This is a genomic window from Cellulomonas sp. P4_H4 (genome assembly GCF_056400865.1).
Genome location: NZ_JBFUKL010000001.1, coordinates 85,730 through 111,501 on the forward strand (window position 1 = coordinate 85,730; position 25,772 = coordinate 111,501).

Sequence of the window (25,772 nt, forward strand, 5' to 3'; positions counted from 1 at the left end):
CCCGATGACCGTCCTGACCGCCGAGGCGCTGAACCGGGCGACCCTCGCCCGGCAGCTCCTGCTGGACCGCGCCGACCTGCCGGTTCTCGGCGCGGTCGAGCACCTCGGCGGCCTGCAGGCGCAGGAGCCGCAGGAGCCGTTCGTCGGGCTCTGGTCGAGGCTGCGCGCGTTCGACCCGGCGTCTCTGGACGCGCTCGTCGTCGGGCGGCAGGTCGTGCGGACGCACCTCATGCGCTGCACGGTCCACCTGGTGGCGTCCGAGGACATGATCGCCTGGCGCGCCCGGCACGACGCGATGCTGCGCGGGCGGATGCTCGGCATCTTCCGCGCGGAGCTCGACGGGGTCGACCTCGCCGAGTTCGCCGACGTCGCCCGCGAGTTCCTGGCCGACGGCGAGCCCTGCACGATGGCCGAGCTCGGGCAGGTGCTCGTCGCCCGCTGGCCGGCACCCCGGCCCCGTGCCCACGCCGAGCTGGCGATCGCGTGCCTCGTGCCGGTCGCCCAGACACCGCCCCGAGGTCTGTGGCGCACCAAGGCCGGGGTGCAGGTGGTCCTGCTCTCGTCGTGGCTCGGCCGGGACGTCGACCCGCTGTCGCCGGACGACGACCTCGTCGGCCAGGCGATCGTCCGTCGTTACCTCGCGGCGTACGGCCCGGTCGCGACCGCGGACATCCGCTCCTGGTCCGGGATCTCCGGACTGCCCGCTGCCGTCAAGGCGCTGCGCGACGAGCTGGTCTCCTTCAAGGACGAGCGTGGTCGAGTCCTGTGGGACCTGCCCGACGCCCCACGTCCGGACGCCGGCACCCCCGCGCCGGTGCGCTTTCTTCCCGCGTTCGACAACGCGCTGCTCGGCTACGACGACCGCACCCGCATCGTCGACGACGCCCACCGCGGACTGTCGGTCGCGGGCGCACGCGTCGTCCTGGTCGACGGCCGGGTCTCGGCCACCTGGACCCAGACGGACGACACGGTCTCGGTCCACCCGCTGCGGGAGCTGAGCGACGCCGAGCGCGCCGCGGTCGCGGAGGAGGGGTCGGCGACCGCGTCGTTCCTGTTCGACGGCGCGAGCGACCGCGTGCTCGTGGGCTGAGCGAGGTCTGGCCGCGCGGCGGCCGGGGGCGTAGGTTCCCGCGCATGGACCTCTCGTCCGAGACCCGGTTGCCGGGCCGGCTCGTGCCGGCGGGCGGCGGTCACGTGCCCGTGCGGGTCCGGGGGTTCCTCGACGCGGCCGCTCCGAGCAGGGCCGGTCGCTCCGAGCGCGGGTTCGCCGTGTCGCTGGCGCGTTCCGAGCACGGCGTCGTCAAGGTCCTCGACGGTGGCGCGGTGCTCGGGTTCCTGCCGGCGGGCTGGTCGCAGGTGGTCGACTTCGAGCTCTGGTCCTGCGAGCAGGCGGGCGAGCCGGCACTGGCGCGGGCGGTGCTCGAAGGCCCCGCGGGCGAGCGCGACCTGTTCGTCATGCTCGCCTGGCGTCGCCCTCGAGGTTGAGCCTCAGCCGCAGAGATCGGTCCCGACCGAGCGGCCGTTCATCTCGTCGGCGAGCGAACCGTCGGTCGGCGTCTCGAGTGTCCCCGAGCCCGTGACGACGTACCCGGCCTGGGTGGGGTTCAGGAGCGCCGCCGGGGCGCCGTCGAACTCCTCCAGGAACAGCAGGTAGGCGGTGCCCTCGTCGAGCGCGAGCCGCGTCGCCTCGTAGCTGACGCCGTCGAGCTCGCCGCCCATCTGGGCGACCTCGATGACCTCACCGGCCTCGATCGCATGTCCGGCGACCACGTCGTCGACCTTGAACGACGTGACCGTCACGACGGCGAGGTCGTCAGGCTGCGCTCCCTCGACGCCCAGCTGGGGGTTCTCCTCGGGGGTGTCGCCCGAGGGGTCGGCCCGCAGGTCGACCTGACGCACCTCGGTGTCCACGGGCGTTCCGGTGACGACGAGCGTGGCGGCGTCGCAGAGCTCGGCGAGCGACGTGTACGCCGGGTAGTCGGCCTGGATCTCGACCTGCTGGGGCGCACACCCTGCCAGCAGCGCAAGCAGACCCAGCACTGCGAGGGCGCGTCCCGTCGAGGCATCTCGGGGTGGCTCCGTCGTCACGGTCGCAGCGTAGACGCACCTTTTCACTGGACCCCGTCCTTCCGGGCGGCGAAGTATGGGTCGGGCCATCCTCGAGTCGCTTCCTCCACCGCCCGCTCGGCGCGCCCGCCCGGTGTCCGGACTCGGTCTTCCGCCTGTGGCGCGCGTGGGGGAGCAGGTCATGGGCAGCATGCTGGAGCAGGACCAGGTCGCGAAGCTGCGCACTCTCATGCAGCAGGGGATCGACGGCCTGGTCGACGTCGAGCTCGACATCGACCAGATCGCACGCCACGAGCTGAGCCCGCGGATCGACGCCACGACCGCCGACCTCGGGCTCACGGGCGTCTCCGTCACTGCACCGCCACGGATCCCGCTGCCCACGACCTACCTGCTCGACGTCGCGGCGTTCGAGAAGGCGCTGCGCGCGGAGCTGTCGTCCTCCGTCGCGGGGTGTGCCTACGAGCTGCGGCGGGGAGGTGCGACGGTCTTCTCGGGAACCGTGCAGGACGCCCGGATGCCGAACGACGCGACCGCCGGCGTCCCGGCGATCGGGTGGACCACCGACATCCGGATGCACGTGGCCAGCTGCAGCAAGCTGGTGACCGCTATCGCGATGACGCGGGTCCTGGACGAGCACGGCATCGCGTCGACCGCACCCATCGCCCCTTTCCTGCCCCAGTACTGGGCCCGGGGCGCGAACGTCGGCCAGATCACGTTCGCGCAGCTCATGACCCACATGTCGGGCCTCGGCAAGGCGGGGGACTCCGCCTCCGACCTCCCGCTGATGCGGTCGTCCATCGCGGGCGGTGTCGCCGCCGTTCCGACCTACCTCTACCAGAACCTCAACTTCGGGCTGTGCCGGATCCTGATCGCGACGGTCAACGGCGACGTCTCGCCGGCGCTCCAGCTGCCGTTCGGCCTGAACGACGCCGTCTGGGACGCGGCGACGCTCGCGGCGTACGAGCGCTACGTCGACCAGAACGTCCTCGCTCCCTCGGGGATCGCCGGCCCAGAGCTGACCTTCCGGTTCGGTCACGCCCTGGGCTACCCGTTCCCGCGGATGGTCCCCGGCTTCGCCACCGGTGACCTGCGTTCCTGGTGCGGCGGGGTGGGGTGGCACCTGTCGGTCGACGAGCTCCTCGACATCATGGGCACCCTGCGTCGCGGCGGCACGATCATGTCGACGGGAGCGGCCGAGGTGATGCTGGCTCGCACGTTCGGGGTGGACGCCCCGATCGAGACGCGCGCCGGCACGATCCACCAGAAGACCGGGTGGTGGGCGGACGGCGCACGGACGCAGCACTCGGTGGCGCTCTTCCTGCCTGAGGACATGGAGCTGGTGGTCCTGGCGAACTCAGGACTCGGCGTCGCCAACGTCAACATGCTCGGCCGGGTCAGCACCCTGTACCAGGAGTGCCTCAAGGAGCAGATGCACTTCCCCAACGACCCGACGGTCCTGCCCGCCTTCGTCTACGGCATCGCACCCGACGGCGACCTGCTCTGGTACCGCCACGACGGGGCGGAGAACGGGGGCGGCATCCCCACCTGGAAGGGCCCCGCGACCGTCGGCGTCGGGTGGGGCGGCGCCCAGCACGTGTTCCCGGGCGGCGGTGACGTCCTCTACCTCATCGACTCCGAGGGTCTGCTCTGGTGGTACGAGCACATGGGCTTCAACACGGGCGCGGGCCTCGACAAGCCGGACAGCTGGGCGGCGCGGCGCCAGGTGGGTCGTGGCTGGGGCGGCTTCTCGACGGTGTTCTCCGGCGGTGACGGCGTCATCTACGTGGTCGACGCCGACGGGAAGCTGATCTGGTACCGCCACCACGGCGTGGCCACGGGCGAGGGCCTCGAGACCCCCGGCGCATGGTCAGGTCCGCGCGAGGTCGGGGTCGGCTGGGGCTCGGCGCTCCATCTCTTCTCGACGGGTGGCGGCGTGATCTACGCGGTGATGCCCGACGGCACGCTGCGCTGGTACCGGCACGACGGGTACCTCGACGGACGGGGCCTCGAGTCGCCCGGCGCCTGGGTGGGCCCGGTCGACGTCGGGTCCGGCTGGGCAGACGTCAAGCACGTCTTCAGCCGGACCGGGGGCGTGATCTACGCGGTCATGCCCGACGGCACCCTGCGGTGGTTCCACCACGACGGCCACCGCACCGGTGCCGTGCAGTGGCGGGGGCCGGTCGAGGTCGGGACAGGGTGGGACTCCTTCAGCACGGTGTTCGCTCTGCTGCCCCGCGAACCGTCCCCGATCCACTGAGACGGGCGGTCAGCGGACCATGCTGTGGTCGTACTCGAACGCCAGGCGCGCCTTGACGCTCAGCAGCGTCTCGATGATCAGGTCCTCGCGGCCGGCCAGGCGGCTGATCGGCACGGCGACGCTCACGCCGTCGACCGCGGGGCGGGCGAAGGGGAGCGCGACGCCGAAGCACCGCACCCCGATGCAGGACTCGTCGCTCTCCGACGCGTAGCCGAGCCGCGCCGCGTCGTCGAGGATCTCGAGCACGGCGTCCCGGTCGGTCACGGTCTTCGGGGTGATCGGGTCGATCCGGTCGGGCACGAGCGCAGCCCGGGTGTCGGAGGGCCGCTCGGCCAGGATCGCCCGTCCGAGAGCCGTGGAGTACGCAGGGAGGCGCCGGCCGACCGGGGAGTGCATGCGCAACGGGTGAACCGACTCGCGCTTGGCGGTGTAGATGACCTGGTCGCCGGCGAGACGGCCCAGGTTGACGGTCTCCCCGGTAGCGCCCGCGATCTCGTCCATCACTGCGGCGGCGCGGGCCAGCACCGGGTCGCCGGCGAGGTACGCCGAGCTGACCACGAGGGAGTGGATCCCCAGCTGGTAGACGCTGCCGGTCTGGTCGGTCTCGAGCCAGCGCCGGTCGGTCATCGTCCGCAGGAGCGCGTGCAGGCTGCTCTTGGGGATCCCGAGTCGGGTCGACAGCTGCAGCTGGGTGCCCGGGCCACCCGCCGCGATCTCGTCGAGGATGTCGAGGGCGCGAGCGGCGGACTTCACGGGGCCAGCGGCACCGGACGTGTCGGTCGAGAGCGGGGACTGCATCGCAGACGCCTCCTGATCTTCCGCACATCTCGCACGCGCGGAGCGTTCCGACGACTGTACAGGCTGTCCACATATATGGACGCACTTCCATCCCTTGACCTCCTTCGATGTTCACGTGTACGTTCTCGATTCACATAGACGAACACAGTTCATAAATCGAGGAGCACATGTGATCCAGGTCCGGTATTCGACGGCGCCGTCGAGCGTGGAGACCGCACAGGCCGCGGACCTGCGACAGAACTTCCTCGTCGACGACCTCTTCGAGACCGGTGAGGTGCACGCCGTCTACACGCACGACGACCGGCTGGTCATCGGCGGAGCCGTCCCCGGCCACGAGAGTCTCGAGCTGCCGGCGTGGACCGAGGTCCTCGGAGCCGGCTCGCACCTGGAGCGCCGTGAGCTCGGCATCGTCAACGTGGCCGAGACGGGTCACGTCATCGTGGACGGCGAGAAGTTCGAGCTCGGCCACCTCGACGGCCTGTACGTCGGTCGCGGCAGCGAGGTCGCGTTCGCCGGCGCCGACGCCGCCTTCTACTTCGTGTCCGCGCCCGCGGGCGCGACCTACCCCACGACCCTGCTGGTCCACGACGAGGTGCCGTCCGTGTCCATCGGCACCGCTCAGGGCGCCAGCGAGCGGGCACTCTTCCGCTACGCCTGGGGCGCCGAGCTCCAGACCGCGACCCTGCAGTTCGGCGTCACCGTCCTCGCCGACGGCTCCGTGTGGAACACCGTGCCGCCGCACCTGCACGACCGTCGCACGGAGGTCTACCTCTACGTCGACCTCGCCGAGGACAGCAGGGTCTTCCACTTCCTCGGCCGGCCCGGCGCCACCCGGCACCTGGTGCTGGGCAACCGGCAGGCCGTCATCTCGCCCCCGTGGTCGATCCACGCGGGCGCGGGCACGAGCTCCTACGCGTTCATCTGGGCCATGTCCGGCGAGAACACGACCTACACCGACCTTTCGCCCGTCCCGCTGGAGGAGCTGTGACCTCGCTCTTCGACCTGTCGGGCAAGCGCGCCGTCGTGACCGGCGCCGGACGCGGGCTCGGCCAGGGTGTCGCGCTCGGTCTTGCGCAGGCGGGTGCCGACCTGGTGCTCGTCGGCCGACCCGGCAGCCACACCGAGACGGAGAAGGCGATCCGCGACCTCGGCCGCGACGTCGACGTCGTCGATCTCGACCTCGGTGATCACGCCGCGGTCGCGGTCGGCGGCGCGCAGATCTCCGCTCGGCACGAGGTCGACATCCTGGTGAACAACGCCGGCATGATCGACCGCCACGACGCTGTCGACGTCACCGAGGACTCGTGGAACACGGTTCTCGACGTCAACCTGTCAGGACTGTTCTTCCTGACCCAGCACCTCGGCCGCTCCATGGTCGAGCGTGGCCGCGGCAAGATCGTCAGCATCGCCAGCCTGCTCTCCTTCCAGGGGGGCATCCGCGTGGTCTCGTACACCGCCAGCAAGCACGGCGTCGCCGGGATCACCAAGGCCCTCGCCAACGAGTGGGGCCCGCACGGCGTGCAGGTCAACGCGATCGCGCCGGGCTACATGGCCACCGACAACACGCACGCCCTGCGCGAGGACCCCGACCGCGCGCGCTCGATCCTCGAGCGGATCCCCGCCGGACGCTGGGGCACCGCACAGGACATCGCCGGCACCGCCGTGTTCCTCAGCTCCCCGGCCGCCGACTACGTCAACGGGCACGTGCTGGTCGTGGACGGAGGTTGGATGGCGCGCTGACCGGGCTGCTCCCCCGACTTCCCATATGCCGCAGATGCGGCCGATCGCCCCCGCTCGGACCTACCCTCGCCGAAGTTCTGGCACTACAGAAGAGGATCAACGATGATCTCCAAGCCACGCTCCGCCGTTGCGCTGCTCAGCTTGTCGCTGGCGGCCGTCGCCCTCACGGGCTGCACCGAGGCGTCCAGCGCCGAAGGTGACTCCTCGGCATCTGCCAGCGGTGCCTGCGACCCCGCCGACGTCCAGCTGGTCGGCCAGGTCCGCAACGAGTCCAACCCCTACGAGGCCGCATGGCTCGACGGCGGCGACGCCTTCGCCGAGTCGGTCGGCCTCGAGCAGCAGCGGCTCACCTACGACGGCGAGTCCACCAAGCAGCAGGAGCAGATCCGACAGGTCCTCGCGGGCGACACGGACTGCCTCGTGCTCAACGTCCTGCCGAACGGCGACGCCGACACGAAGCCGATCGTCGAGGGTGCCGACGCGGCCGGTGCCTTCCTCGTGACTCAGTGGAACAAGCCGGCCGACCTCAGCCCCACCGACTACGACACCTGGATCAGCCACATCACGTACGACGGCCAGGAGTCCGGCAAGTACATCGGTGACGCGCTGGCCGACGCCATCGGTGGCGAGGGCGGCATCATCGCCCTGCAGGGCATCCTCGACACCGGTGCCGCCAAGGACCGGTTCATCGGCCTGGAGGCGTCGCTCGCCGACAATCCCGGCGTCGAGCTCCTCGACCAGCAGACCGCGAACTTCTCCCGCCAGGAGGCGCTCGCCGTCACCGAGACCCTGCTGACCAAGCACGGTGACAAGGTCAAGGGCATCTGGGCCGCCAACGACGACATGGCCCTCGGCGCCCTCCAGGCGCTCGAGCAGGCGGGTCGCACGGACGTGGCCGTGGTCGGCATCGACGCCGTCCCGGACGCCCTGACCGCGATCGAGGGCGGCACGATGACCGCCACCGTCTCGAGCGACGGGCCGTGGCAGGGTGGCATCGGCCTGGCGATCGGCTACTGCGTGGCGACCGGTGAGCTGACGGTCGCGGACATCGCCGCCGAGAACCGCGCGTTCTTCGCCGAGCAGTTCCTGATCACCGAGGACAACGTCGCCGACTACATCACGCCGAAGACCGACCCGGCCGACTTCGAGTGCGACAACGTCTTCAACCGTGTGGCAGGTCCGCTGTCGTGACCATGACATCCCCCGCCGAGGACGTGCTCGCGGCTCACCCCCGTCCCCGGCGGGGGGTGTCCCTCCGGGACGCCGGTCCTCCGATCGCTCTCGTGGTGATCGTGATCGTCTTCTCACTGCTCAGCTCGCAGTTCCGCACGCTGGGCAACTTCCAGAACATCCTCGACGCAGCCTCCGTCCTGGCCGTCATCACCTGTGGCGCCACCTTCGTGCTGCTCATGGGCTCCATCGACCTGTCGGCGGGTGGGGTGATGGCCGCGTCGGCCATCGCCGTGGCGCTGCTCGTCGAGAACAACAGGAACGGGAACGACCTCGGGTTCCTCGGCATCGGGATCGCCATCGCGATGGGGGCGGCGCTCGGCTGCCTGAGCGGGGTGCTCGTGATGACGCTGAAGGTGCCGTCGTTCATGACGACCCTGGGCGTCTCCGCCATCGGGATCGGGATCGCGACGCTGATGTTCGCCGGCGTCCAGCCCAACATCTCCGACGTCGCCCTGGAGGGCTGGGCCAAGGAGAGGCTGCTCGGCTTCACGTACCTGACGTGGATCGCCGGCGTGTGCGTGCTCCTCGGCTGGTTCATCCAGCGCTTCACCCGGCTCGGTCGGTACGCGTTCGCGATCGGCGGTGCCGAGGAGGTGCTCGGGCTGTCGGGCGTCAGGGTGGCGCCGTACAAGGTCGCCGTCTTCACGCTGGCCGGCGCGTTCTACGGGCTCGGCGCGGTCATGGTGACCAGCCAGCTCGGTGCCGGCCTCGTGCAGGCGGGCGCCGACTTCACGTTCTCGTCCATCACCGCTGCCGTCGTCGGCGGCACGCTGCTGACCGGCGGCCGCGGCGGGGTCCTGCACTCCACCGTCGGGGTGCTGCTCATCGTGGTCCTGACCAACGGGCTCGTGCAGATCGGCGTCAGCCCGTACTGGCAGGGCGGCGTGCAGGGACTCATCGTCGTCATCGCCGTCGCGGCGGCCGCCGTGCCGCTGCGCCACAGGAACCAGGTGGTCAAGTGAGCGCCGAGCTCTCGAAGCAGCCCGACCCGTTGCTCCCGGCCCTCGAGGTCCGGGGCCTCGTCAAGCACTACCCGGGCGTCAAGGCGCTCGACGGAGTCGACTTCTTCGTCCGCCAGAACGAGGTGCTCGGTCTGGCGGGCGAGAACGGTGCCGGGAAGTCGACGCTGCTCAAGGCGCTCGTCGGCCTGGTCCGTCCCGACCGGGGCGAGATCTACGTGCGCGGCGAGAAGGTCAAGCTGCGCAGCGTCGTGGACGCGGCCAACCACGGCATCGGCATGGTGTTCCAGGAGCAGTCGCTCGTCCCCAACCTCACTGCCGCCGAGAACATCGTGCTCGGCAGCGAGGGGCCGGGCGTGCGCCGCGGCCTGTACCGCTGGGAGACGATGCGCAGGCTGGCGCAGGAACAGCTCGACAAGATCGGGTCGACCATCGACCCCCTGGCCCGCACGGACACGCTCAGCTTCGCCGACCGGCAGATGGTCGAGATCGCGAAGGTGCTGCGCATCGAGCAGCGCACGAAGTTCGCGCCGGTGATCATCCTCGACGAGCCGACGTCCGTGCTGGAGTCCGGCGAGGTGGAGACCCTGTTCACCCAGATCCGACGCCTGCGGGAGTTCGCCTCCGTCATCTTCGTCTCGCACCGTCTCGACGAGGTGCTCGAGGTGTGCGACAGGGTCACGGTGCTCCGCGGCGGCCAGTCCGTCGGTGACGTCGCGACCGAGGGTGCCGTCCCGGGCGACCTGCACCGCCTGATGATCGGGTCGACCGGGTCCGACGACCACTACCACGACAACGCGATCGAGCACCCGTCCGGCGAGCGGGCGCCCCGGCTCACCGTGCGCGGCCTGACCGGCCCGTCGTTCCGCGACGTGGACCTGGACATCGCCGCCGGGGAGATCCTGGCGATCGTCGGCGTCCACGGCTCCGGGCGTGAGGACGTGTGCCGCGCGCTGTTCGGGGCCGAGGAGACGCTGGCCGGAGAGGCGACCCTGGACGGGAAGAAGCTCGACCTGTCCGGCACGCGCGCCGCGTGCTCCGCCGGGATCGGCTACGTGCCGGCCGAGCGCAAGATCGAGGGCATGGTCGGCCCGATGTCGGTCGCCGACAACATGACCCTCACCAAGCAGGGAGTCCGCTGTACCGGGCCGCTCGTGATGCCGGTCAAGCAGGCGTCGATCGTCGACACCTGGATCGAGCGCCTCTCGATCCGCACGCCGAACCGCGGGACGGCGATCCAGCGGCTCTCCGGCGGCAACCAGCAGAAGGTGGTCCTCGCCCGCTGGCTCGTGGGCGGCGACATCCGGCTGCTCCTGCTCGACCACCCGACCCGCGGCCTCGACATCGGGGCTCGTTCCGAGGTCTACAAGCTCATGCGCGAGCTCGCGAACACCGGTGTGGCCACCCTGCTCCTGGCCGACAGCCTCGAGGAGGCGATCGGCATGGCGGACCGGATCGTCGTGATGAGCGACGGTCGGATCACGGCCGAGGTCGCCTGCCCGTCGGGCGGAAAGCCGACCCCTCTCGACCTCGTCAAGGAGATGGTGTGAGCACCCCCGTCATGACCAAGCCCGCGACGGACGACGCCGTCAAGGGCGGCCCCACCGTCGGCGCGCGGGTGACCTCGTTCATGCCCGTGATCGCCCTGCTCGCCCTGGTGGTCGCGCTCACCCTCGCCGACCCGGGCTTCTTCACCGAGCGAAGCCTGACCGCCGTGGTCAACACCGCGGCGCCACTCGCCGTGCTCGCCACCGGGGCCACGATCGTGGTCCTCTGCGGCGGAATCGACCTGTCGATCGCGGCGCTCGCCTCGCTGTCGAGCGTCTTCCTCGCCCTCTGGCTGCCCAACCTCGGCGCACTCACCACGGTCGCCGTCATCGGGGTGGCCGCGGCGCTGGGCGCGCTCCAAGGAGCGCTGCACGTGTTCCTGCGGATCCCGTCGTTCATCGTGACACTGGGCGGGATGAGCGTCTTCGCTGCGGTCGCCCTCGTGGTGTCCTCCGCCGGCACGGTGCCGGTCATCGACGACGCACCGATCCACTGGGCGAACATGTACCTCGCGGGGCGGGTGCCCGTCGCGGTCGTCGTGGCGGTCGTCGTCGTGGCCGTCCTGGCGCTCGTCATCAAGGTGACCCCGCTGGACAACTACATCAAGGCCACCGGCTTCTCCGAGTCGGCCGCCCGGCTGGCCGGCGTGCCGGTCGACCTCGTCAAGATCGGGGCGTTCTTGGCCTCGGGAGCCTGCGCAGGCCTCGCCGCCGTGATGCTGGTGGCCCGCAACTACAGCGGCAGCCCGACGGTCGCCGACTCGCTCCTCCTGCCCGCGGTCGCCGCGATCGTCGTCGGCGGAACCGCGATCACCGGCGGCCACGGCAGCCTGTGGCGGACGCTCGCCGGTGCCCTCGTGGTCACGCTGCTCCGCGTCGGCCTCTCGACCGTCGGCGTCTCGTCGGCCTACGAGCAGATCCTCTACGGCGCGATCATCATCGCCGCGGTCGCGCTCACCCTGGACCGATCAAAGATCTCGGTCATCAAGTAGCACCCGTCCTACGCACCTCGTCTGTTCCCGGCCCCTGGAAGGCAACCATGTCGCTCGACAGCTCCACCCTCCTGCCCGCCGTCCGCGCGTTCCTCTCCGCCCCGAAGCAGCTGCTCATCGACGGCGAGTGGGTGGACGCGAAGGACGGGAAGACCTTCGCCACCGTGAACCCCTCGACCGAGGAGGTCCTCGTCCAGGTCGCGCAGGCGTCCGCGGTCGACGTGGACCGTGCGGTCACCGCGGCCCGCAACGCCTACGAGGCGCCGTCGCCGTGGTCCCGGTTCACGCCGCGCGACCGCTCGCACCTGCTCTGGCGCATCGGCGACCTGATCGAGGCCCACGCCGACGAGTTCGCCCAGCTCGAGGCGCTCGACAACGGCAAGCGCGTGGAGGCCGCCCGGGACGGGGACGTCGCGACCGCCGCGGAGCTCTTCCGCTACTTCGCCGGGTGGGCCACCAAGATGGAGGGCACCACGATCCCGATGTCGGTGCCGGGGCGTGAGTTCCACGCCTACACGCGCCGCGAGCCGATCGGTGTCGTCGCCGGCATCGTGCCGTGGAACTTCCCGCTGCTCATGGCCTGCTTCAAGATCGTCCCGGCGATCACCGCGGGCAACACGGTCATCCTCAAGCCGGCCGAGCAGACCCCGCTGACGGCCCTGCGCCTCGGCGAGCTCCTGCTCGAGGCCGGTCTGCCCGCCGGCGTGGTCAACATCCTGCCCGGGTTCGGGGATGCGGGTGCCGCGCTGGTCGACCACGTCGGCGTCGACAAGGTCGCGTTCACCGGCAGCACCGAGGTCGGCAAGAAGATCGCCGCCGCGGCGTCGGTCAACCTCAAGAAGGTGTCGCTCGAGCTCGGCGGCAAGGCGCCGAACATCATCTTCGCCGACGCCGACCTCGACGCCGCGATCGCCGGAGCGACGCTGGGCGGCTACTTCAACGAGGGGCAGTGCTGCGTCAACGGCTCGCGCCTCTACGTGCAGCGCGCCGTGTTCGACCAGGTCGTCGCGGGAGTCGCCGCGGCGGCCCGGGCGATCACGGTCGGTGACGGCTTCGAGGCCGGCGCGCACATGGGTCCGCTGGTGTCGCAGGAGCAGTTCGACAAGGTGCTGGGCTACATCCGGGGTGCCGTCGCCGATGGTGCCGTCCTGAGCGCGGGCAGCGCCGACCCCGCGCGCGACCGTGGCTACTTCGTGAGCCCGACCCTGATCACCGGGGTCACCGAGCAGATGGCGATCCAGACGGACGAGATCTTCGGCCCGGTCGTGACCGCGATCCCGTTCGACACCGAGGACGAGGTCGTCGCGGCCGCCAACAACACGGTCTACGGCCTGGCCGCGGGCGTGTGGTCGAAGGACATCGGCACCGCCCACCGCGTCGGCTCGAAGCTGCGCGCGGGCACGGTGTGGCTCAACACCTGGCACGCCGACGACGTGACCCTGCCCCGGGGTGGCTTCAAGCAGTCCGGCTGGGGCCGCGAGCTCGGGTCGTTCGGTCTGGACGACTACACCGAGCTCAAGACGGTCATCGCCGAGCTCCGGTGATGACGGGCAACGACACCGCCGACGTGCTGCGAGGGCACCGCATCGTCCCGGTCGTCGTCCTCGACGACGTGGCGCGCGCGGACGACCTGGGAGCCGCGCTGGTCGCGGGCGGCCTGCCGGTCGCGGAGGTCACCTTCCGCACTCCGGACGCGGCGGCGGTCCTGCGCCGCCTCGCCCAGCGGGGCGACCTCGTGGTGGGGGCCGGCACGGTCCTCACCACGGACCAGGTCGACCTCGCCCACGAGGCGGGTGCCGGGTTCGTCGTGTCGCCGGGCCTGAGCTCCGAGGTCGTGCACCGCTGCCAGGAGCTCGGTCTCCCCGTCGTCCCGGGCGTCAGCTCCGCGACCGAGATCATGCACGCGCTACGGCTCGGGCTCGACACCGTCAAGTTCTTCCCGGCGGAGGCGTCCGGGGGGCTGGGCATGGTCAAGGCCCTGTCCGCGGCGTTCCCCCAGGTCCGGTTCGTGCCCACCGGAGGCATCACGGCCGCGAGCGCCCCGGCGTACCTCGCGCACCCCGCGGTCGTCGCGGTGGGCGGGAGCTGGATGGTCGCGCCCGACCTGCTCGCCGCAGGACAGTGGGACGAGGTCGCTGCGCGGTCCGCGGCCGCCGTCCGCCTCTCGACCCTTGAACCGCTAGGAGCCCGTGCATGATCGAGACCCGTCCCGTCGCCGAGTGCGAGTTCGACATCGTCGCCCTGGGCGAGGTGATGCTGAGGCTGGACCCGGGCGAGGGTCGCGTGCGGACCGCCCGCCGGTTCGAGGTCTTCGAGGGTGGCGGCGAGTACAACGTCGCTCGTGGCATGCGGAAGGTGTTCGGGCTGCGCGCCGGAATCGTCACGGCCCTGGCCGACAACGAGATCGGCCGGCTCGTCGAGAACCTGGTGATGCAGGGTGGCGTCGACACCTCGCTGATCCACTGGGAGCCCTACGACGGGATCGGCCGCACGGTGCGCAACGGGCTCAACTTCACCGAGCGCGGCTTCGGGGTGCGGGGTGCGGTCGGGGTGTCCGACCGTGCCCACACGGCAATCAGCGAGCTCGCGCCGGGCACGGTGGACTGGGACGACCTGTTCGGCCGGCGCGGTGTGCGCTGGCTGCACACCGGTGGCATCTACGCGGCCCTGTCGGAGAAGGCCGCCGCGGTCGCCGAGGAGGCGATGGTCGCGGCCCACCGGCACGGCACCGTCGTGTCCTTCGACCTCAACTACCGGCCCAGCCTGTGGGCGGGCATCGGAGGGACGGAGCGCGCCCGGGAGGTCAACACGCGGCTGGCGAGCCACGTCGACGTGATGATCGGCAACGAGGAGGACTTCACGGCCGCGCTGGGCTTCGGCGTCGACCACGTGGACGAGCACCTGCGCGAGCTGCCCATCGACAGCTTCGCCGCGATGGTCGCGACGGTGGCCGACAAGATGCCGTGGCTGTCGGTCGTCGCGACGACGCTGCGCACCGTCCACAACGCGAGCGACAACGACTGGCAGGCGATCGCGTGGTCACCGGAGACGGGCGTGCTGTCGTCCGTGGCGCGTGACCACCTGGCCATCTTCGACCGCGTCGGCGGTGGTGACGGCTTCGCCTCCGGGCTGGTCTACGGACTGCTGCAGGGGGAGCCTCTGCGGCGGTCCCTGGAGCTCGGCGCCGCGCACGGAGCACTCGCGATGACCACGCCGGGCGACACCTCGATGGCGACGCGTGAGGAGGTCCTCGCGCTCGCCTCAGGCGGCAGCGCGCGCGTCCGGCGCTGACCCCGCCCGAACCCCCGCGGAGCTCACTACGAGCGCCGCGGCGTTCGGCATGCGTACCGATCGGATGACAGTTCAGGTATATGAACGCAAATCACGATTCGTTCACAAATCGGGATCAAGTTCTTGCTTCTGCTCGCCGACCGCGGCTACGTTCCGTGAGACGCCACTACGTATCCGTGGATGACGAGGGTCGCCGGCAAGCTCCGCGAGGCCCGTACCTGAGACAAAGAGGTCGCAGATGAACGTGCTAGGCAGATCTGTTCGCAGACGGACCGGGGGGCTCCGGCGCTCGGTCCTGCAGCTCCTCGCAGCGGCCGCCGTGGTGGCCGTCGCCCTCCCGGCGACGGCGACGGCGTCGTCCGCGGCTCCCGACGACTCGACCCTGCGGGTCCTGCTCTTCTACAAGGCCAACTTCCACGCCTCCAACGTGCAGGCACGCCAGGCCGTGCGCGACCTGGCCACGGAGCTCTCGACCGAGTACGGCCAGACGCTCGAGGTGCAGGAGACGGACGACCCCTCGGCGTTCACCACGGCGAACCTCGCGACTGTCGACTCGGTCGTCTTCGCGCAGACCGGTGGCGTGCTCTTCGACACCGCCCAGCGCGCGGCCCTCGAGGCCTACATCCGCGGCGGCGGCGGCTACATGGGCATGCACTACGCCGGCTGGTCGGTCGGCCAGAGCGAGCACGACGTCAACCCGTTCTACGCGCGTCTCGTCGGCGCCGTCTCGGAGGGGCACCCCGAGAACCCGGCCGTCCGGCCCGCTCGCGTCGTGGTCCAGGACGCGACCAGCCCGCTGACGCAGGGCGTCCCCGCGAGCTTCACGCGCAGCGACGAGTGGTACGACTGGAACGTCAACCCCGCCCCGAACGTGCGGACGCTGCTCGCGGTCGACGAGTCGTCGTACGTCGGTGGCCACCAGGGCACGCTGCACCCGACCACGTGGTGCCAGGAGATCGACAACGGTCGGTCCTGGTACTCCGCGATGGGCCACGAGGGCACCGCGTACGCCGAGCCGGTCATCCGCACGCAGATGCGCAACGGCCTCGCGTACGCGTCCGGCCTGCTCACGGCCGACTGCTCGCCCCCGTCCAAGGACGAGAACGGCGCGTGGAGCGGCGTCACGCCGTGGCCGCTGATGCCGATCAACATGGCGTTGACCTCCGACGGGACGGTCCAGTCCTTCGGCAGCGTCGGCGGCTGGGGCGCCGACACCACGCCCTACGACTGGAGCGGCGACACGTCGATCACGCAGGGCGGTCAGATGGAGGTCGACGTCTGGGACCCGGCCGAGCCGCGCACCCTCGCAAACCTGCGCAACGGCATCCTGCCGAACATCACCTACACCGACCTGTTCTGCTCGATGCAGGTGCAGAACCCCCACAACCACTCGACGATGACGGTCGGCGGTGACGACGGACTGGGCGGCAACGCCCCCAACGACGCCGCGATCGGGGTCACCAGCTACACGACGAACAACGGGCTGCAGAACGAGGCGCCCATGAACTTCCCGCGCTGGTACCCGACCGGCACGACGATGCCCAACGGCGACATCGTCGTCCAGGGCGGAAGCCTGCGCGGCGGGCCCGGCGGAGCGGGCGTGAAGACGCCCGAGATCTACACGCCGGACGCGGGAACCGGCTGGAAGACCCTCGACGGCGCCACCAGCACGGTGGCGTACGGCGACGGCGGCGCCGACCACGCCGGAGCGGACGAGAACCGCTGGTGGTACCCCCGGGCGTTCGTGGCTCCGGGCAGCGGCACCCTCTTCAACATCACGGGCACGCAGATGTACGAGCTCGACCCGGCAGGCAACGCCGGGACGGGCGAGCTGACCCTGCGCGGCACCCTGCCGGCGGGCATCTCCAACCAGGGCGCCGACGGCAACCCGGTCGGGGCGACCTCGACGGCCACGATGTACCGGCCGGGCAAGATCCTCCAGGTCGGCGGCGGCTGGTGGGGCAACGGCGGCGGCCCGGACGGTGCACGCGCCGGCTTCACGGTCGACATCACGGGCGGCACCGCAAACCCGGTGATCACGGCGACCGACCCGATGAAGTACCAGCGTCACTGGGCGACGTCGACCGTGCTCCCCGACGGCGACGTGCTCGTCACGGGTGGCGCCCGCGAGAACAACGGCGCCAACGGCTACGCCACCAACGCCGAGATCTGGGACCCCGAGACGGGCGACTGGACCGAGGTCGCGGTGCCCTACGAGCACGCACGGCTCTACCACTCCACGGCCCTGCTCCTGCCCGATGGTCGCGTGATGATCGGCGGCGGCGGCGCGCCCGGGCCGCGGAACTACACGGACGTCGAGTACTACTCCCCGTCGTACCTGTTCGACGGCGAGCAGCCGGCCGTCCGGCCGGAGATCACGACCGCCCCTGAGGCGATCGGCTACGCGGGCTCGTTCGGCATCCAGGCGTCGGCCGGGGTCTCTCGCGTGACCCTGGTCCGCAACGGGTCGGTGACGCACGGGTTCAACAACGACCAGAACTTCCAGGACCTGGAGTTCAGCCAGAACGGCACCGCGCTCACCATCAACGCCCCGCAGGACGGCACGTACGCCCCTCCCGGCGCGTACATGCTGTTCGTCTTCGACGCCGACGGAACCCCGTCGGTCGCGAAGATCGTGGACATCGACCCCGAGGTGGCGATGGACGCGCGGACCCCGCAGGTCGTCGACCAGTTCGAGTATCCGCGCCTCCCCGTCGACTGGCGTGGTGGCAACCCGGCCGCGACCGTCGACGTCGCCGCGGGGAACGGCCGCATGGCGCCGTGGACGGTCGGCAGCCAGGTCCAGCTCGTGCGCGGCAACGCGACCGGGCAGGGTGGCCTCGGCCTCGCCGGTTACCACCTTGCACTCGGGGGCTCGGGCAGCCTCGAGCGCACGCTCACGGGGCTCGAGCCCGGTCGCGACTACCGGGTCTCGCTGCGCTACGCACGCGACAGCCGGTCGGCCGGGACGGCTCCCGCGTCGGCCGCCCTGTCGGTGGGTGACCTGGACGCCACCCTCACGGCGACGACGGCCACGACGTCGCAGAGCAACGGACCCGTCACGTACGCGTCCTACGTCGGGACGTTCACGGCCTCGGCGCGTTCCGAGACCCTGGCCCTGGCGGGGACCAGCGCGGGCGTCGGCCTGATGGTGGACAACCTCGTCGTCATCAGCGCGGACCCGGGCGTCAACGACGTCCCGATCCACTACGAGTTCGAGGAGGGTTCGGGCGTCTCGGCGGCCAGCACCGGCACCGACTCGTCGGTCGGCGCCGCGGCCCTGACCGGCAGCACCGGCTGGTCGCCCGACGGCGTGCTGGGCAAGGCGCTGAACCTGTCGGGCGGCTCCAACGCCAACGCGGTGGACCTGCCGGACAACCTGCTGCAGGGCGAGGCGGACTTCTCCACCTCGTTCTGGGTGCGTCCGGACACCAAGGCGAACTGGATCGGCCTGTTCCACATCGGGGACGGGCTCGAGGGGGCGGGCAGCTTCTTCCAGATCCAGATGCAGACCCAGGCTGCGGGCAACACGGGCCTGGCGGCGACCTTCAAGGCGAAGGGGAACGCGCTCCAGGAGCGCGTCTACGCGAACCCGGTCAAGGACGTCGTCGCCAACCAGTGGAACCACGTCGCGTTCACCCGCCAGGGTGCGACCGGCACGCTCTACCTGAACGGCGTCGCGGTAGCGACGAGGAACGACCTCACCATCGACATGGCCGACATCGGGCCGACGTCGAACAACTGGCTGGGCCGCAACGGGTTCCCGGACCCGTCGTACGACGGTCTGATGGACGACGTCCGCCTCTACCGGTCGACGCTCTCCGCGGACGACGTGTCGGCCCTGTACGACGACGGCACGGCGCTGCGCACGACGACGACGGTCACGGCCGACCCGGCCTCCCCGTCGCCGTTCGCGGAGCCCGTGGGCTTCACGGCCTCGGTCGAGGGTGCGGACGGCCAGCCGGCCGCCGGCGCCGTCCAGCTGTGGGTCGACGGGGTCGCCGTCGGTGCGTCGGTCGCCCTGGTCGCCGGTTCGGCGACGTTCCCGGATGCGGCTCTGAACCGGGGCGACCACCAGGTCGAGGTCCGGTTCGCGGCTGCCGCCGGGTGGCGCGACTCGACCGTGACCGTCACGCACACCGTCCAGCGTCCGCCGGCGGGATCAGGTGTCCCGATCCGGTACGCCTTCGACGAGGGGACCGGCACCACGGCCGCCAACAGCGGTCTGGACCAGTCGATCGGGGCGGCGACGCTCCAGGGAACCTCCGGCTGGACGCCCGACGGCAAGTTCGGCCCTGCGCTGTCGCTGCCGGGCGGTGCCGCGGCAACGGCCAACCAGGCCAAGCTGCCGGACAACATCCAGGCGGGCATGGACGACGAGTTCAGCGTCTCGGTCTGGGCGCGCCCGGACGTCCTGCCGGCGTGGGTCCCGCTCCTGCAGATCGGCAGCAGCACGGACACGTTCTTCCTGCTGCAGTCGAACACCAACGCCGCCGGTGCCACGGGCTTCGCCGCGACCTTCAAGAAGGCCGGGGTGGCTGCCCAGGAGAGGCTGACGCTGGGGGCGGGCAACGACCTGCCGCTGAACCAGTGGACGCACGTGGTCTACACGCACAGCGGCACGACCGGGAGGATCTACTTCGACGGTCAGCTCAAGGCGACCCGCACCGACTTCACGCTCGACATGAGTGACGTCGGGGTGGCCGGCAGCACGACCGCCAACCTGATCGGTGGCACGAGCTGGCCGGACGGCCGGTTCGACGGCCTGGTCGACGAGTTCCAGATGTTCGGCTACGAGCTGACCGAGGAGCAGATCGACGACCTGTTCGCAGGCCCGCCGCCGCCCAACACGGCCCCCGCCGGGGTGGCTGACGCCTACACGGCCTCCGAGGGCGATCCCCTCACGGTCGCGGCGCCGGGCGTCCTCGCGAACGACACCGACGCGCAGGGCAGCCCGCTGACGGCGACCCACGCCACCGAGCCGGCTCACGGCACGGTGGCCCTGGCCGCCAACGGGTCGTTCACCTACACGCCCGCTGCCGAGTTCTCGGGCACGGACACCTTCACCTACACGGCGAACGACGGGACGCTCAGCTCCCCGCCGGTCACGGTGACCATCACGGTGGAAGCCGACGTGGACCCCGGTCCCGTGGCGACCACGCTGGTGGGCTCGATCACCAACTTCACCTACGGCAAGGCGGGATCCGTCGTCGCGACGGTCACCCCGGCCTCGGCCACGGGCACGGTGAACGTGCTCCTGGGTGACCGGACGCTCGCCACCGGCACGCTGGCGACGGGCCAGGTCATCATCCCGCTGCCGGCGAAGCAGCTGGCGCCGGGGGACTACCAGCTCACGCTGCAGTACGGCGGAGACCCGACGCACCTGGCCTCGACGACGACCGTGGACGTGACCGTCCGCAAGGTCACCCCGCTGATGGGCGTGGAGGCTCCGACCGAGGTGAAGAAGGGGAAGCGGCCCACCGTGAAGGTGACGCTCCTGGCCCCGAACGACGTCCCGGTGACCGGCACCGTCACGGTCGACGTCGCCGGCAGCAGCTCCGTCACGGGCACGCTGCTCAACGGCAGGGTGACCCTGGAGCTCGCCAAGGCGACCACGGTCGGCGTCCTCGACGTCACCCTCACCTACGGCGAAAGTCCCCTGGCCAAGAAGGTGGTGGAGAACATCACGATCACGGTCACGAAGTAGGCCGAACGACGACGCGGGCCCGAAGGAACATCCTCCGGGCCCGCGTCGTCGTCGCTGTGTCAGTCGTTCAGAGCGGCCACCACACCTGCGCGGCTGGCGTCCTCGCTCGCCAGGACCCCGCCGTTGGCGACGATGTCGGGCGTGATCTCCTGGAAGACCATGCGGACGTCCTGGCGGCGGGCGCCCAGAAGGTCGACGGCGCTGTCGGCCACGGCCTCGGCAAAGGCGCGGCGCTGCTCGAGCGTCCGGCCCCGGAGGAGCTCGACGGTGATGTTGGGCATGGGATGTTCCCCTTCGGACGATCATCGGGAGGAGCGCGGTCTACATCTGCGACCTTGGTTCGCTGATATGAACTCATCCTAGGTCCGAGCCTGCGACGGTTCAACAGTGTGGAACAGGTTCACATCCTTGACAGAGATTCCGCGGGCTGGTTCAGTGACGGCGTCACCGTCGACGACCACCGGCCAGGCTCGGTGTCGCAACGGTGCCGACGACGAGACGAGGCGGGACATGGTGCGGGATCGAGCACGGCGCAGGGCAGCGGCCGGAGGCCCTCGGAGAGCCTCCGGAAGGCGCCTGCTCGCGCGCCTCGGTGGCGTGGTCGCCGTCGCGTTCCTCATGCTCGTCGCGGCGACGCCGGCCCACGCACACGTCAGCATCACGCCCTCGACGACCGCCGCCGGCGCCCACGCCGTGCTCGTGGTGAGCGTCCCCCACGGGTGCGGCGGGTCGTCGACGACGCAGATCATCATCCAGATGCCCGAGCAGGTCAGCTCGGTGACGCCGACCCGCAACGCGCTGTGGGACGTGGAGAAGCAGGTCGAGACGCTCGACCCGCCGGTCACCGACAGCCACGGCAACCAGGTCACCGAGCGCGTCGCCTCGGTGACCTACCGGACGGACACCCCGCTCCCGGACGGGTACCGCGACGTGCTCGAGCTCTCGCTGATGCTGCCCGACCTGGAGGGCGACACCCTCGTGTTCCCGACCATCCAGACGTGCGAGCAGGGCGAGGCCGCCTGGATCGAGGTCCCGGCCGACGGGCAGGACCCGGAGACGCTCGAGCTGCCGGCACCGGCGTTCGTCCTCACCGCCGCGGGCGACGGGGGCCACCACAGCCCTGCTGCTGAGATCGACAGCAGCGAGACGGTCTCAGGCACCGGCGCTTCGGGGGCGACGGCGGAGACCAGTGCCGTCGACCCGTGGATCGTCGCAGCCCTGGTGGCCAGCCTCATCGGCGCGGTGCTGGGTGGTACTGCTCTCGTGCTCCAGCTCCGCCGGACGTGACCGGGCGCCACTCGAGGCCCGTCGCACGACTCCTCCTGCTCCTCGTCGGCGCCGCCCTCCTCCTGCTGGGAGCATCTGCCCCGGCGAGCGCTCACGCGACGCTGGTCACCAGTGACCCCACCCAGGGCGCCGTGCTCCGGGCGGCACCGGAGCAGATCCGGTTCACGTTCGACGAGGCGGTCGGCGGGGTGCCCGACGGCGTCCGCGTGTTCGACGCCGCGGGTGCTCCGGTCGCCTCGTCGGCAGTGGTCTCCGGAGCGGAGCTCGCCGTCACCCTGACCGAGCAGCCCGGGCCGGGGACGCTGGTGGTCGTCTGGCGCGTGGTGTCGGAGGACGGGCATCCCGTCAGCGGGACGCTCACCTTCTCGATCGGTGCTGCCAGCACGGAGGTCGCGGTTCCGGCCGGAAGCCCGACCGGTTCTACCGGAGCGCCGGTCGCGCTGAGCGTCGACCGCTGGATCGGGTACGTGAGCGTCTTCCTGTCGACGGGCCTCGTCTTGTTCTCGCTGCTCGTCGTGCCGGCCGCGGAGCTCACCGGCCGGGTCCGGCGCCGGCTGGTCGTTGCAGCCCGCGCCGGTGCCGGTACGGCGGTGGTGGCCTGGCTCGTCGGGCTGCCGCTCGTCGCGATGTACCAGCTCGGTGGCGGCGCCAGCTCGTTGACCGAGGGCAGCACATGGGCCGCTGTGCCGACGAGCGAGTTCGTCGTGACCTGCGCCGTCGTGCTGGGGAGCGCGGCGAGCGTCGTGCTCCTCGGTCACCGGGCTCCCACCGGACCGCGACGCACAGCGGCGCTCGTCGCGGCCACGGTCGCGCTCGTCGCGCCGGCCCTGAACGGTCACACGCGTTCCGCGACCCCCGAGGGTTTGGTGGTCGGCGCCGACATGCTGCACCTCCTCGCGGGCAGCGTCTGGCTCGGCGGCCTGGCCGGCCTGGCCCTCACCCTCCGCGACCTCGCCGAGCGCGGTGACGCCGCGGCCCGGGTGGTCGCCCGGTTCTCCGCGCTCGCGGCCGGGGTCCTCGTGGCGCTCGTGACGGCGGGCTCCTTCCTCGCCTGGCGGATCGTCGGCACCTGGGACGCGCTGGTCAGCACCGGCTACGGACGGCTCCTGCTGGCCAAGATCGCGACCGTCGTCGTCGCCGTCGGCATCGCAGCGTGGAACCGGTACTGCCTCCTGCCCGCGCTCCGGGCCGGCACCGGTCCGCACGACCGGCGGGTGCGCTCGGACCTCCTGCGCCGCTCGTTGGTGGCCGAGGCGGTGGCCCTCCTCGTGGTCCTGGTGCTCACCGGGTTCCTGGTCGACCGGAGCCCCCAGGCCGAGGCGTCGGCGGTCGACCGGGCGCGCAACGGCGTCCAGACGGCGACGCTCGAGGACGTCGAGGTGCAGGCCCGCCTCGCGCCCCTGACCACCGGCCCCAACACCGTCTCCCTCGAGCTGCGCGACGCCTCCGGCGAACCCTTCGAGGGGCTCGAGGCGCCCAAGGCGCGGCTCACCTCGGACGAGCTCGACCTCGGACCGATGACCCTCACCAACGTCGGCCCCGGCGACTACACCGCGGAGGTCGTGATCCCGTCCCCGGGTACCTGGCGCCTCCAGGTGTCGCTCCGGACGAGTGAGTTCGACAACCCGGTGACGACGCTGGAGTTCGTGGTCGACGGATCGCCGTAGGCGGGCGGTACGGTCACCTCGTGTCGAGCACCCTGGTCATGCGGACGCTCAGCGGGATCCATCGCGCGGTCGTGAAGGTGACGGGCGGACGGCTCGGCGGCAACCTCGTCGGCCTGCCGTCGATCGAGCTCACCACCGTCGGGCGTCGGTCGGGCAAGCCACGGGTGTCGATGCTCACCGTGCCGGTGGAGGTCGGACCCGCGCTCGTCGTCGTCGCGTCCGCCGGCGGGGACGACCGCCATCCGTCCTGGTACCTCAACCTCGTCGACGACCCGCATGTCCGGGTCGCCGTCTCCGGCGGACCGTCGCGACCGATGGTGGCGCGGGTGGCGACGCCCGACGAGCGTGCCGAGCTCTGGCCGCGGGTCACCGCGGCGCTGTCGAACTACGCGGAGTACCAGGGGCGGACGTCGCGCGAGATCCCCCTGATCCTGCTGGAACCGGTGTGACGAACCGGCCGTCGGCGGAAGTCCGGTGCCCGGGACGTCAGGTCTCCGGGCCGACGCCACCGCGCTCGGGGGCGACGGTCATCGTCCCGTCCTCGAACGCAGCGACATAGCCGTTGTCGGGGGTGGCCATCCTCCATTCCATCTGCGGGCTACCGCCGCGCGTGCAGGTCACGAAGCAGGGCGATCTCGGCACCGTGGTGCAGTACCTCCTGGTTCACCCACCACACGAGGTCGAGAACGCGTCCTCCGCGTCGCTCCCGTCGGGCTAGGTGCTGCGCCCGACCGTGTCGAGCGCCACGTCGTCTGCGCTCGTGAGCGCCCCCCGCCAGGCGAGGACCCCGTCCTGGAGCGCGCGCACCGCGCCGGCCGCGTCGCCGGCGTACTGCAGGTCGGCCTCGGTGCGGCGGCGCTCACCGACGGTCCACTCGGCGCGGAGCGTGAGCATCTCGGTCATGTGGGCCATCCGCCACGCGATCGTCGTGACGGGCGGCGGCCACGGGTGCGGCCGGCCACCGTCGCGCCCCCAGTCGCCCGCGCCGACCAGCACCGTGGCTCCCGGTCCGGGTCCGTCGGCCTGCCGGCGCAGCGACCACGACCCGGGCACGGGCTCCCAGAGGTACTCGGCGTCGGTGAGCGGCACCACGCGGACGCGCTCCCCGTCACCGCTGTCCATGTCCGGACCCGTCAGGCGCGCGAGCAGCCGCTCGGTCGCCCAGTCGTACTGCGCGAGAAGCGGAGCGAGACGCGCGGGTGTTCGCACGGAACGACGCTAGCGCCGGGTGGTGTTCCTGTCCGATCGTCAGGCGGCCGCGGTCAGTCGACGCGGCGGCCGCCCAGGGCGCGCACCCACTGCGGGTCGCGGTGGTCGAAGAACTGCGACTCGCCGGTGTCGAGGGTGGCGACCTGCTGCATCTCGGCGTCGGTGAGGTCGAAGTCCTGCGAGGCGAGGTTCTCGGCCATGCGCTCGGGGCGCACGGACTTAGGGATCGCCACGACGCCGCGCTGCGTCAGCCAGCGCAGCACGATCTGTCCGACGGTGCGACCGTGCGCCTCGGCGATCGCCGCGAGGCTCGGGTTGCTGAACAAGCCGTTCTTCCCCTCGGCGAACGGCCCCCACGACTCGATCTGGACACCGAGCTCGGCCATCTGCTCCTGGTTCTCGCGCTGCTGGCGGAACGGGTGCGTCTCCACCTGGTTGACCGCGGGGACGACGTCGTTGTGCAGCGCGAGGTCGACGAGCCGGTCGATCGGGAAGTTCGAGACCCCGATCGCGCGCGTGCGACCCTCGGCCAGGACACGCTGCATCGCCCGCCACTGGGAGTAGTAGTCGCCAAAGGGCTGGTGGATCAGGTACAGGTCGACGTGCTCCAGACCCAGGCGCTGCAGCGACCGGTCGAACGCGCGCAGCGTGTTGTCCTCGTCGCCGGCGTCCTGGATCCACAGCTTCGTCGTCACGAACAGCTCGTCGCGGGGGATGCCTGCGGCCGTGATGGCACGGCCGACGGCCTCCTCGTTCTGGTAGGCCGCCGCGGTGTCGAGCGATCGGTAGCCGACCTCCAGCGCGGACGAGACGGCCCGCTCGGTCTCGTCGTCGGGAATCTGGAAGACGCCGAAGCCGAGGATCGGCATCTCGACGCCGTTGTTCAGGGTCACGGTCTGCATGGTGGAGCTCCTTCGTCGCGTTCAGGGACGAGGCACCGGCCGGGCGGTGCATCGACTGTGCCCACCACACCACGAGCGCCCACGCGCAGGAACGCTCTGCCGATGGGTGCACTGAC

General features: G+C 71.3%; 21 protein-coding genes. 16 read left to right on the top strand and 5 right to left on the bottom strand.

Annotated elements, in window-relative coordinates; genetic code table 11:
* Positions 1 to 4: 4 nt before the first annotated feature.
* Together AC1DPN_RS00495 and AC1DPN_RS00500 are read left to right on the top strand one after the other, a co-directional pair.
* Positions 5 to 1,090: a winged helix DNA-binding domain-containing protein gene (locus tag AC1DPN_RS00495; protein ID WP_477082764.1), complete on the top strand. Its 1,086-nt coding sequence runs from the start codon at positions 5 to 7 to the stop codon at positions 1,088 to 1,090.
* Between the two features lie 44 nt (positions 1,091 to 1,134).
* Positions 1,135 to 1,485: a hypothetical protein gene (locus AC1DPN_RS00500; RefSeq protein ID WP_477082765.1), complete on the top strand. Its 351-nt coding sequence runs from the start codon at positions 1,135 to 1,137 to the stop codon at positions 1,483 to 1,485.
* A gap of 3 nt (positions 1,486 to 1,488) precedes the next feature.
* Here AC1DPN_RS00500 and AC1DPN_RS00505 read toward each other — a convergent pair whose 3' ends face one another.
* Positions 1,489 to 2,088: a hypothetical protein gene (locus tag AC1DPN_RS00505; RefSeq protein ID WP_477082766.1), complete on the bottom strand. Its 600-nt coding sequence runs from the start codon at positions 2,086 to 2,088 to the stop codon at positions 1,489 to 1,491.
* Between the two features lie 160 nt (positions 2,089 to 2,248).
* Here AC1DPN_RS00505 and AC1DPN_RS00510 point away from each other — a divergent pair, with 160 nt between their 5' ends.
* Positions 2,249 to 4,324 carry a tachylectin-related carbohydrate-binding protein gene (locus AC1DPN_RS00510; protein ID WP_477082767.1) on the top strand — a complete coding sequence of 692 codons (2,076 nt, stop codon included), beginning with the start codon at positions 2,249 to 2,251 and terminating at the stop codon, positions 4,322 to 4,324.
* A 9-nt stretch (positions 4,325 to 4,333) separates the two neighbouring features.
* On the opposite strand, the gene AC1DPN_RS00515 is transcribed toward AC1DPN_RS00510, so the two are convergent.
* Positions 4,334 to 5,122 (bottom strand): IclR family transcriptional regulator, encoded by a 789-nt coding sequence (locus AC1DPN_RS00515; RefSeq protein ID WP_477082768.1) that lies wholly within the window; start codon positions 5,120 to 5,122, stop codon positions 4,334 to 4,336.
* Positions 5,123 to 5,291: 169 nt separating this feature from the next.
* Between AC1DPN_RS00515 and kduI the strand changes: the two genes are divergently transcribed.
* The 10 genes from kduI (at position 5,292) to AC1DPN_RS00565 (ending at position 20,591) form a co-directional block, all read left to right on the top strand.
* Positions 5,292 to 6,110 carry a 5-dehydro-4-deoxy-D-glucuronate isomerase gene (gene kduI, locus AC1DPN_RS00520; RefSeq protein ID WP_477082769.1) on the top strand — a complete coding sequence of 273 codons (819 nt, stop codon included), beginning with the start codon at positions 5,292 to 5,294 and terminating at the stop codon, positions 6,108 to 6,110.
* The gene (gene kduD, locus AC1DPN_RS00525; RefSeq protein WP_477082770.1) at positions 6,107 to 6,862 is read left to right on the top strand and encodes a 2-dehydro-3-deoxy-D-gluconate 5-dehydrogenase KduD; all 756 of its coding nucleotides are present in this window, start codon (positions 6,107 to 6,109) and stop codon (positions 6,860 to 6,862) included. The genes kduI and kduD overlap by 4 nt, the downstream gene beginning before the upstream one ends.
* A gap of 102 nt (positions 6,863 to 6,964) precedes the next feature.
* Complete coding sequence (locus tag AC1DPN_RS00530; protein ID WP_477082771.1) at positions 6,965 to 8,053, top strand: sugar ABC transporter substrate-binding protein; 1,089 nt, start codon at positions 6,965 to 6,967, stop codon at positions 8,051 to 8,053.
* Positions 8,054 to 8,145: 92 nt separating this feature from the next.
* Positions 8,146 to 9,057 carry an ABC transporter permease gene (locus tag AC1DPN_RS00535; RefSeq protein ID WP_477082772.1) on the top strand — a complete coding sequence of 304 codons (912 nt, stop codon included), beginning with the start codon at positions 8,146 to 8,148 and terminating at the stop codon, positions 9,055 to 9,057.
* The gene (locus AC1DPN_RS00540) at positions 9,054 to 10,604 is read left to right on the top strand and encodes a sugar ABC transporter ATP-binding protein (protein ID WP_477082773.1); all 1,551 of its coding nucleotides are present in this window, start codon (positions 9,054 to 9,056) and stop codon (positions 10,602 to 10,604) included. The genes AC1DPN_RS00535 and AC1DPN_RS00540 overlap by 4 nt, the downstream gene beginning before the upstream one ends.
* On the top strand, positions 10,601 to 11,593 hold the full coding sequence (locus AC1DPN_RS00545; protein WP_477082774.1) for an ABC transporter permease: 993 nt from the start codon (positions 10,601 to 10,603) through the stop codon (positions 11,591 to 11,593). The genes AC1DPN_RS00540 and AC1DPN_RS00545 overlap by 4 nt, the downstream gene beginning before the upstream one ends.
* Before the next feature lie 47 nt (positions 11,594 to 11,640).
* Positions 11,641 to 13,137, top strand: a complete 1,497-nt coding sequence (locus AC1DPN_RS00550) for an aldehyde dehydrogenase family protein (protein ID WP_477082775.1) — start codon at positions 11,641 to 11,643, stop codon at positions 13,135 to 13,137.
* On the top strand, positions 13,137 to 13,790 hold the full coding sequence (gene eda / locus AC1DPN_RS00555; protein WP_477082776.1) for a bifunctional 4-hydroxy-2-oxoglutarate aldolase/2-dehydro-3-deoxy-phosphogluconate aldolase: 654 nt from the start codon (positions 13,137 to 13,139) through the stop codon (positions 13,788 to 13,790). Before AC1DPN_RS00550 ends, eda begins: the two co-directional genes overlap by 1 nt.
* Positions 13,787 to 14,884, top strand: coding sequence for a sugar kinase (locus AC1DPN_RS00560; protein ID WP_477082777.1), 1,098 nt, complete (start codon positions 13,787 to 13,789; stop codon positions 14,882 to 14,884). Before eda ends, AC1DPN_RS00560 begins: the two co-directional genes overlap by 4 nt.
* A gap of 238 nt (positions 14,885 to 15,122) precedes the next feature.
* A complete protein-coding gene (locus AC1DPN_RS00565) occupies positions 15,123 to 20,591 on the top strand; it encodes a LamG-like jellyroll fold domain-containing protein (protein WP_477082778.1) in 5,469 nt (1,822 codons plus the stop codon).
* 59 nt (positions 20,592 to 20,650) lie between these two features.
* Here AC1DPN_RS00565 and AC1DPN_RS00570 read toward each other — a convergent pair whose 3' ends face one another.
* Positions 20,651 to 20,872: a tautomerase family protein gene (locus tag AC1DPN_RS00570; protein ID WP_477082779.1), complete on the bottom strand. Its 222-nt coding sequence runs from the start codon at positions 20,870 to 20,872 to the stop codon at positions 20,651 to 20,653.
* A 316-nt stretch (positions 20,873 to 21,188) separates the two neighbouring features.
* On the opposite strand from AC1DPN_RS00570, the gene AC1DPN_RS00575 reads away from it, so the two are divergent.
* Genes AC1DPN_RS00575 through AC1DPN_RS00585 form a run of 3 tightly spaced genes read left to right on the top strand, consistent with a single transcriptional unit; the run spans position 21,189 to position 23,994 of the window.
* Positions 21,189 to 21,878: a YcnI family copper-binding membrane protein gene (locus AC1DPN_RS00575; RefSeq protein WP_477082780.1), complete on the top strand. Its 690-nt coding sequence runs from the start codon at positions 21,189 to 21,191 to the stop codon at positions 21,876 to 21,878.
* The gene (locus tag AC1DPN_RS00580) at positions 21,875 to 23,545 is read left to right on the top strand and encodes a copper resistance CopC/CopD family protein (protein ID WP_477082781.1); all 1,671 of its coding nucleotides are present in this window, start codon (positions 21,875 to 21,877) and stop codon (positions 23,543 to 23,545) included. The genes AC1DPN_RS00575 and AC1DPN_RS00580 overlap by 4 nt, the downstream gene beginning before the upstream one ends.
* 20 nt (positions 23,546 to 23,565) lie before the next feature.
* The gene (locus AC1DPN_RS00585; protein ID WP_477082782.1) at positions 23,566 to 23,994 is read left to right on the top strand and encodes a nitroreductase family deazaflavin-dependent oxidoreductase; all 429 of its coding nucleotides are present in this window, start codon (positions 23,566 to 23,568) and stop codon (positions 23,992 to 23,994) included.
* A gap of 265 nt (positions 23,995 to 24,259) precedes the next feature.
* On the opposite strand, the gene AC1DPN_RS00590 is transcribed toward AC1DPN_RS00585, so the two are convergent.
* Both AC1DPN_RS00590 and AC1DPN_RS00595 read right to left on the bottom strand, forming a co-directional pair.
* The gene (locus AC1DPN_RS00590) at positions 24,260 to 24,754 is read right to left on the bottom strand and encodes a DinB family protein (RefSeq protein WP_477082783.1); all 495 of its coding nucleotides are present in this window, start codon (positions 24,752 to 24,754) and stop codon (positions 24,260 to 24,262) included.
* Positions 24,755 to 24,807: 53 nt separating this feature from the next.
* Positions 24,808 to 25,656: an aldo/keto reductase gene (locus AC1DPN_RS00595; protein ID WP_477082784.1), complete on the bottom strand. Its 849-nt coding sequence runs from the start codon at positions 25,654 to 25,656 to the stop codon at positions 24,808 to 24,810.
* Positions 25,657 to 25,772 lie beyond the last annotated feature (116 nt).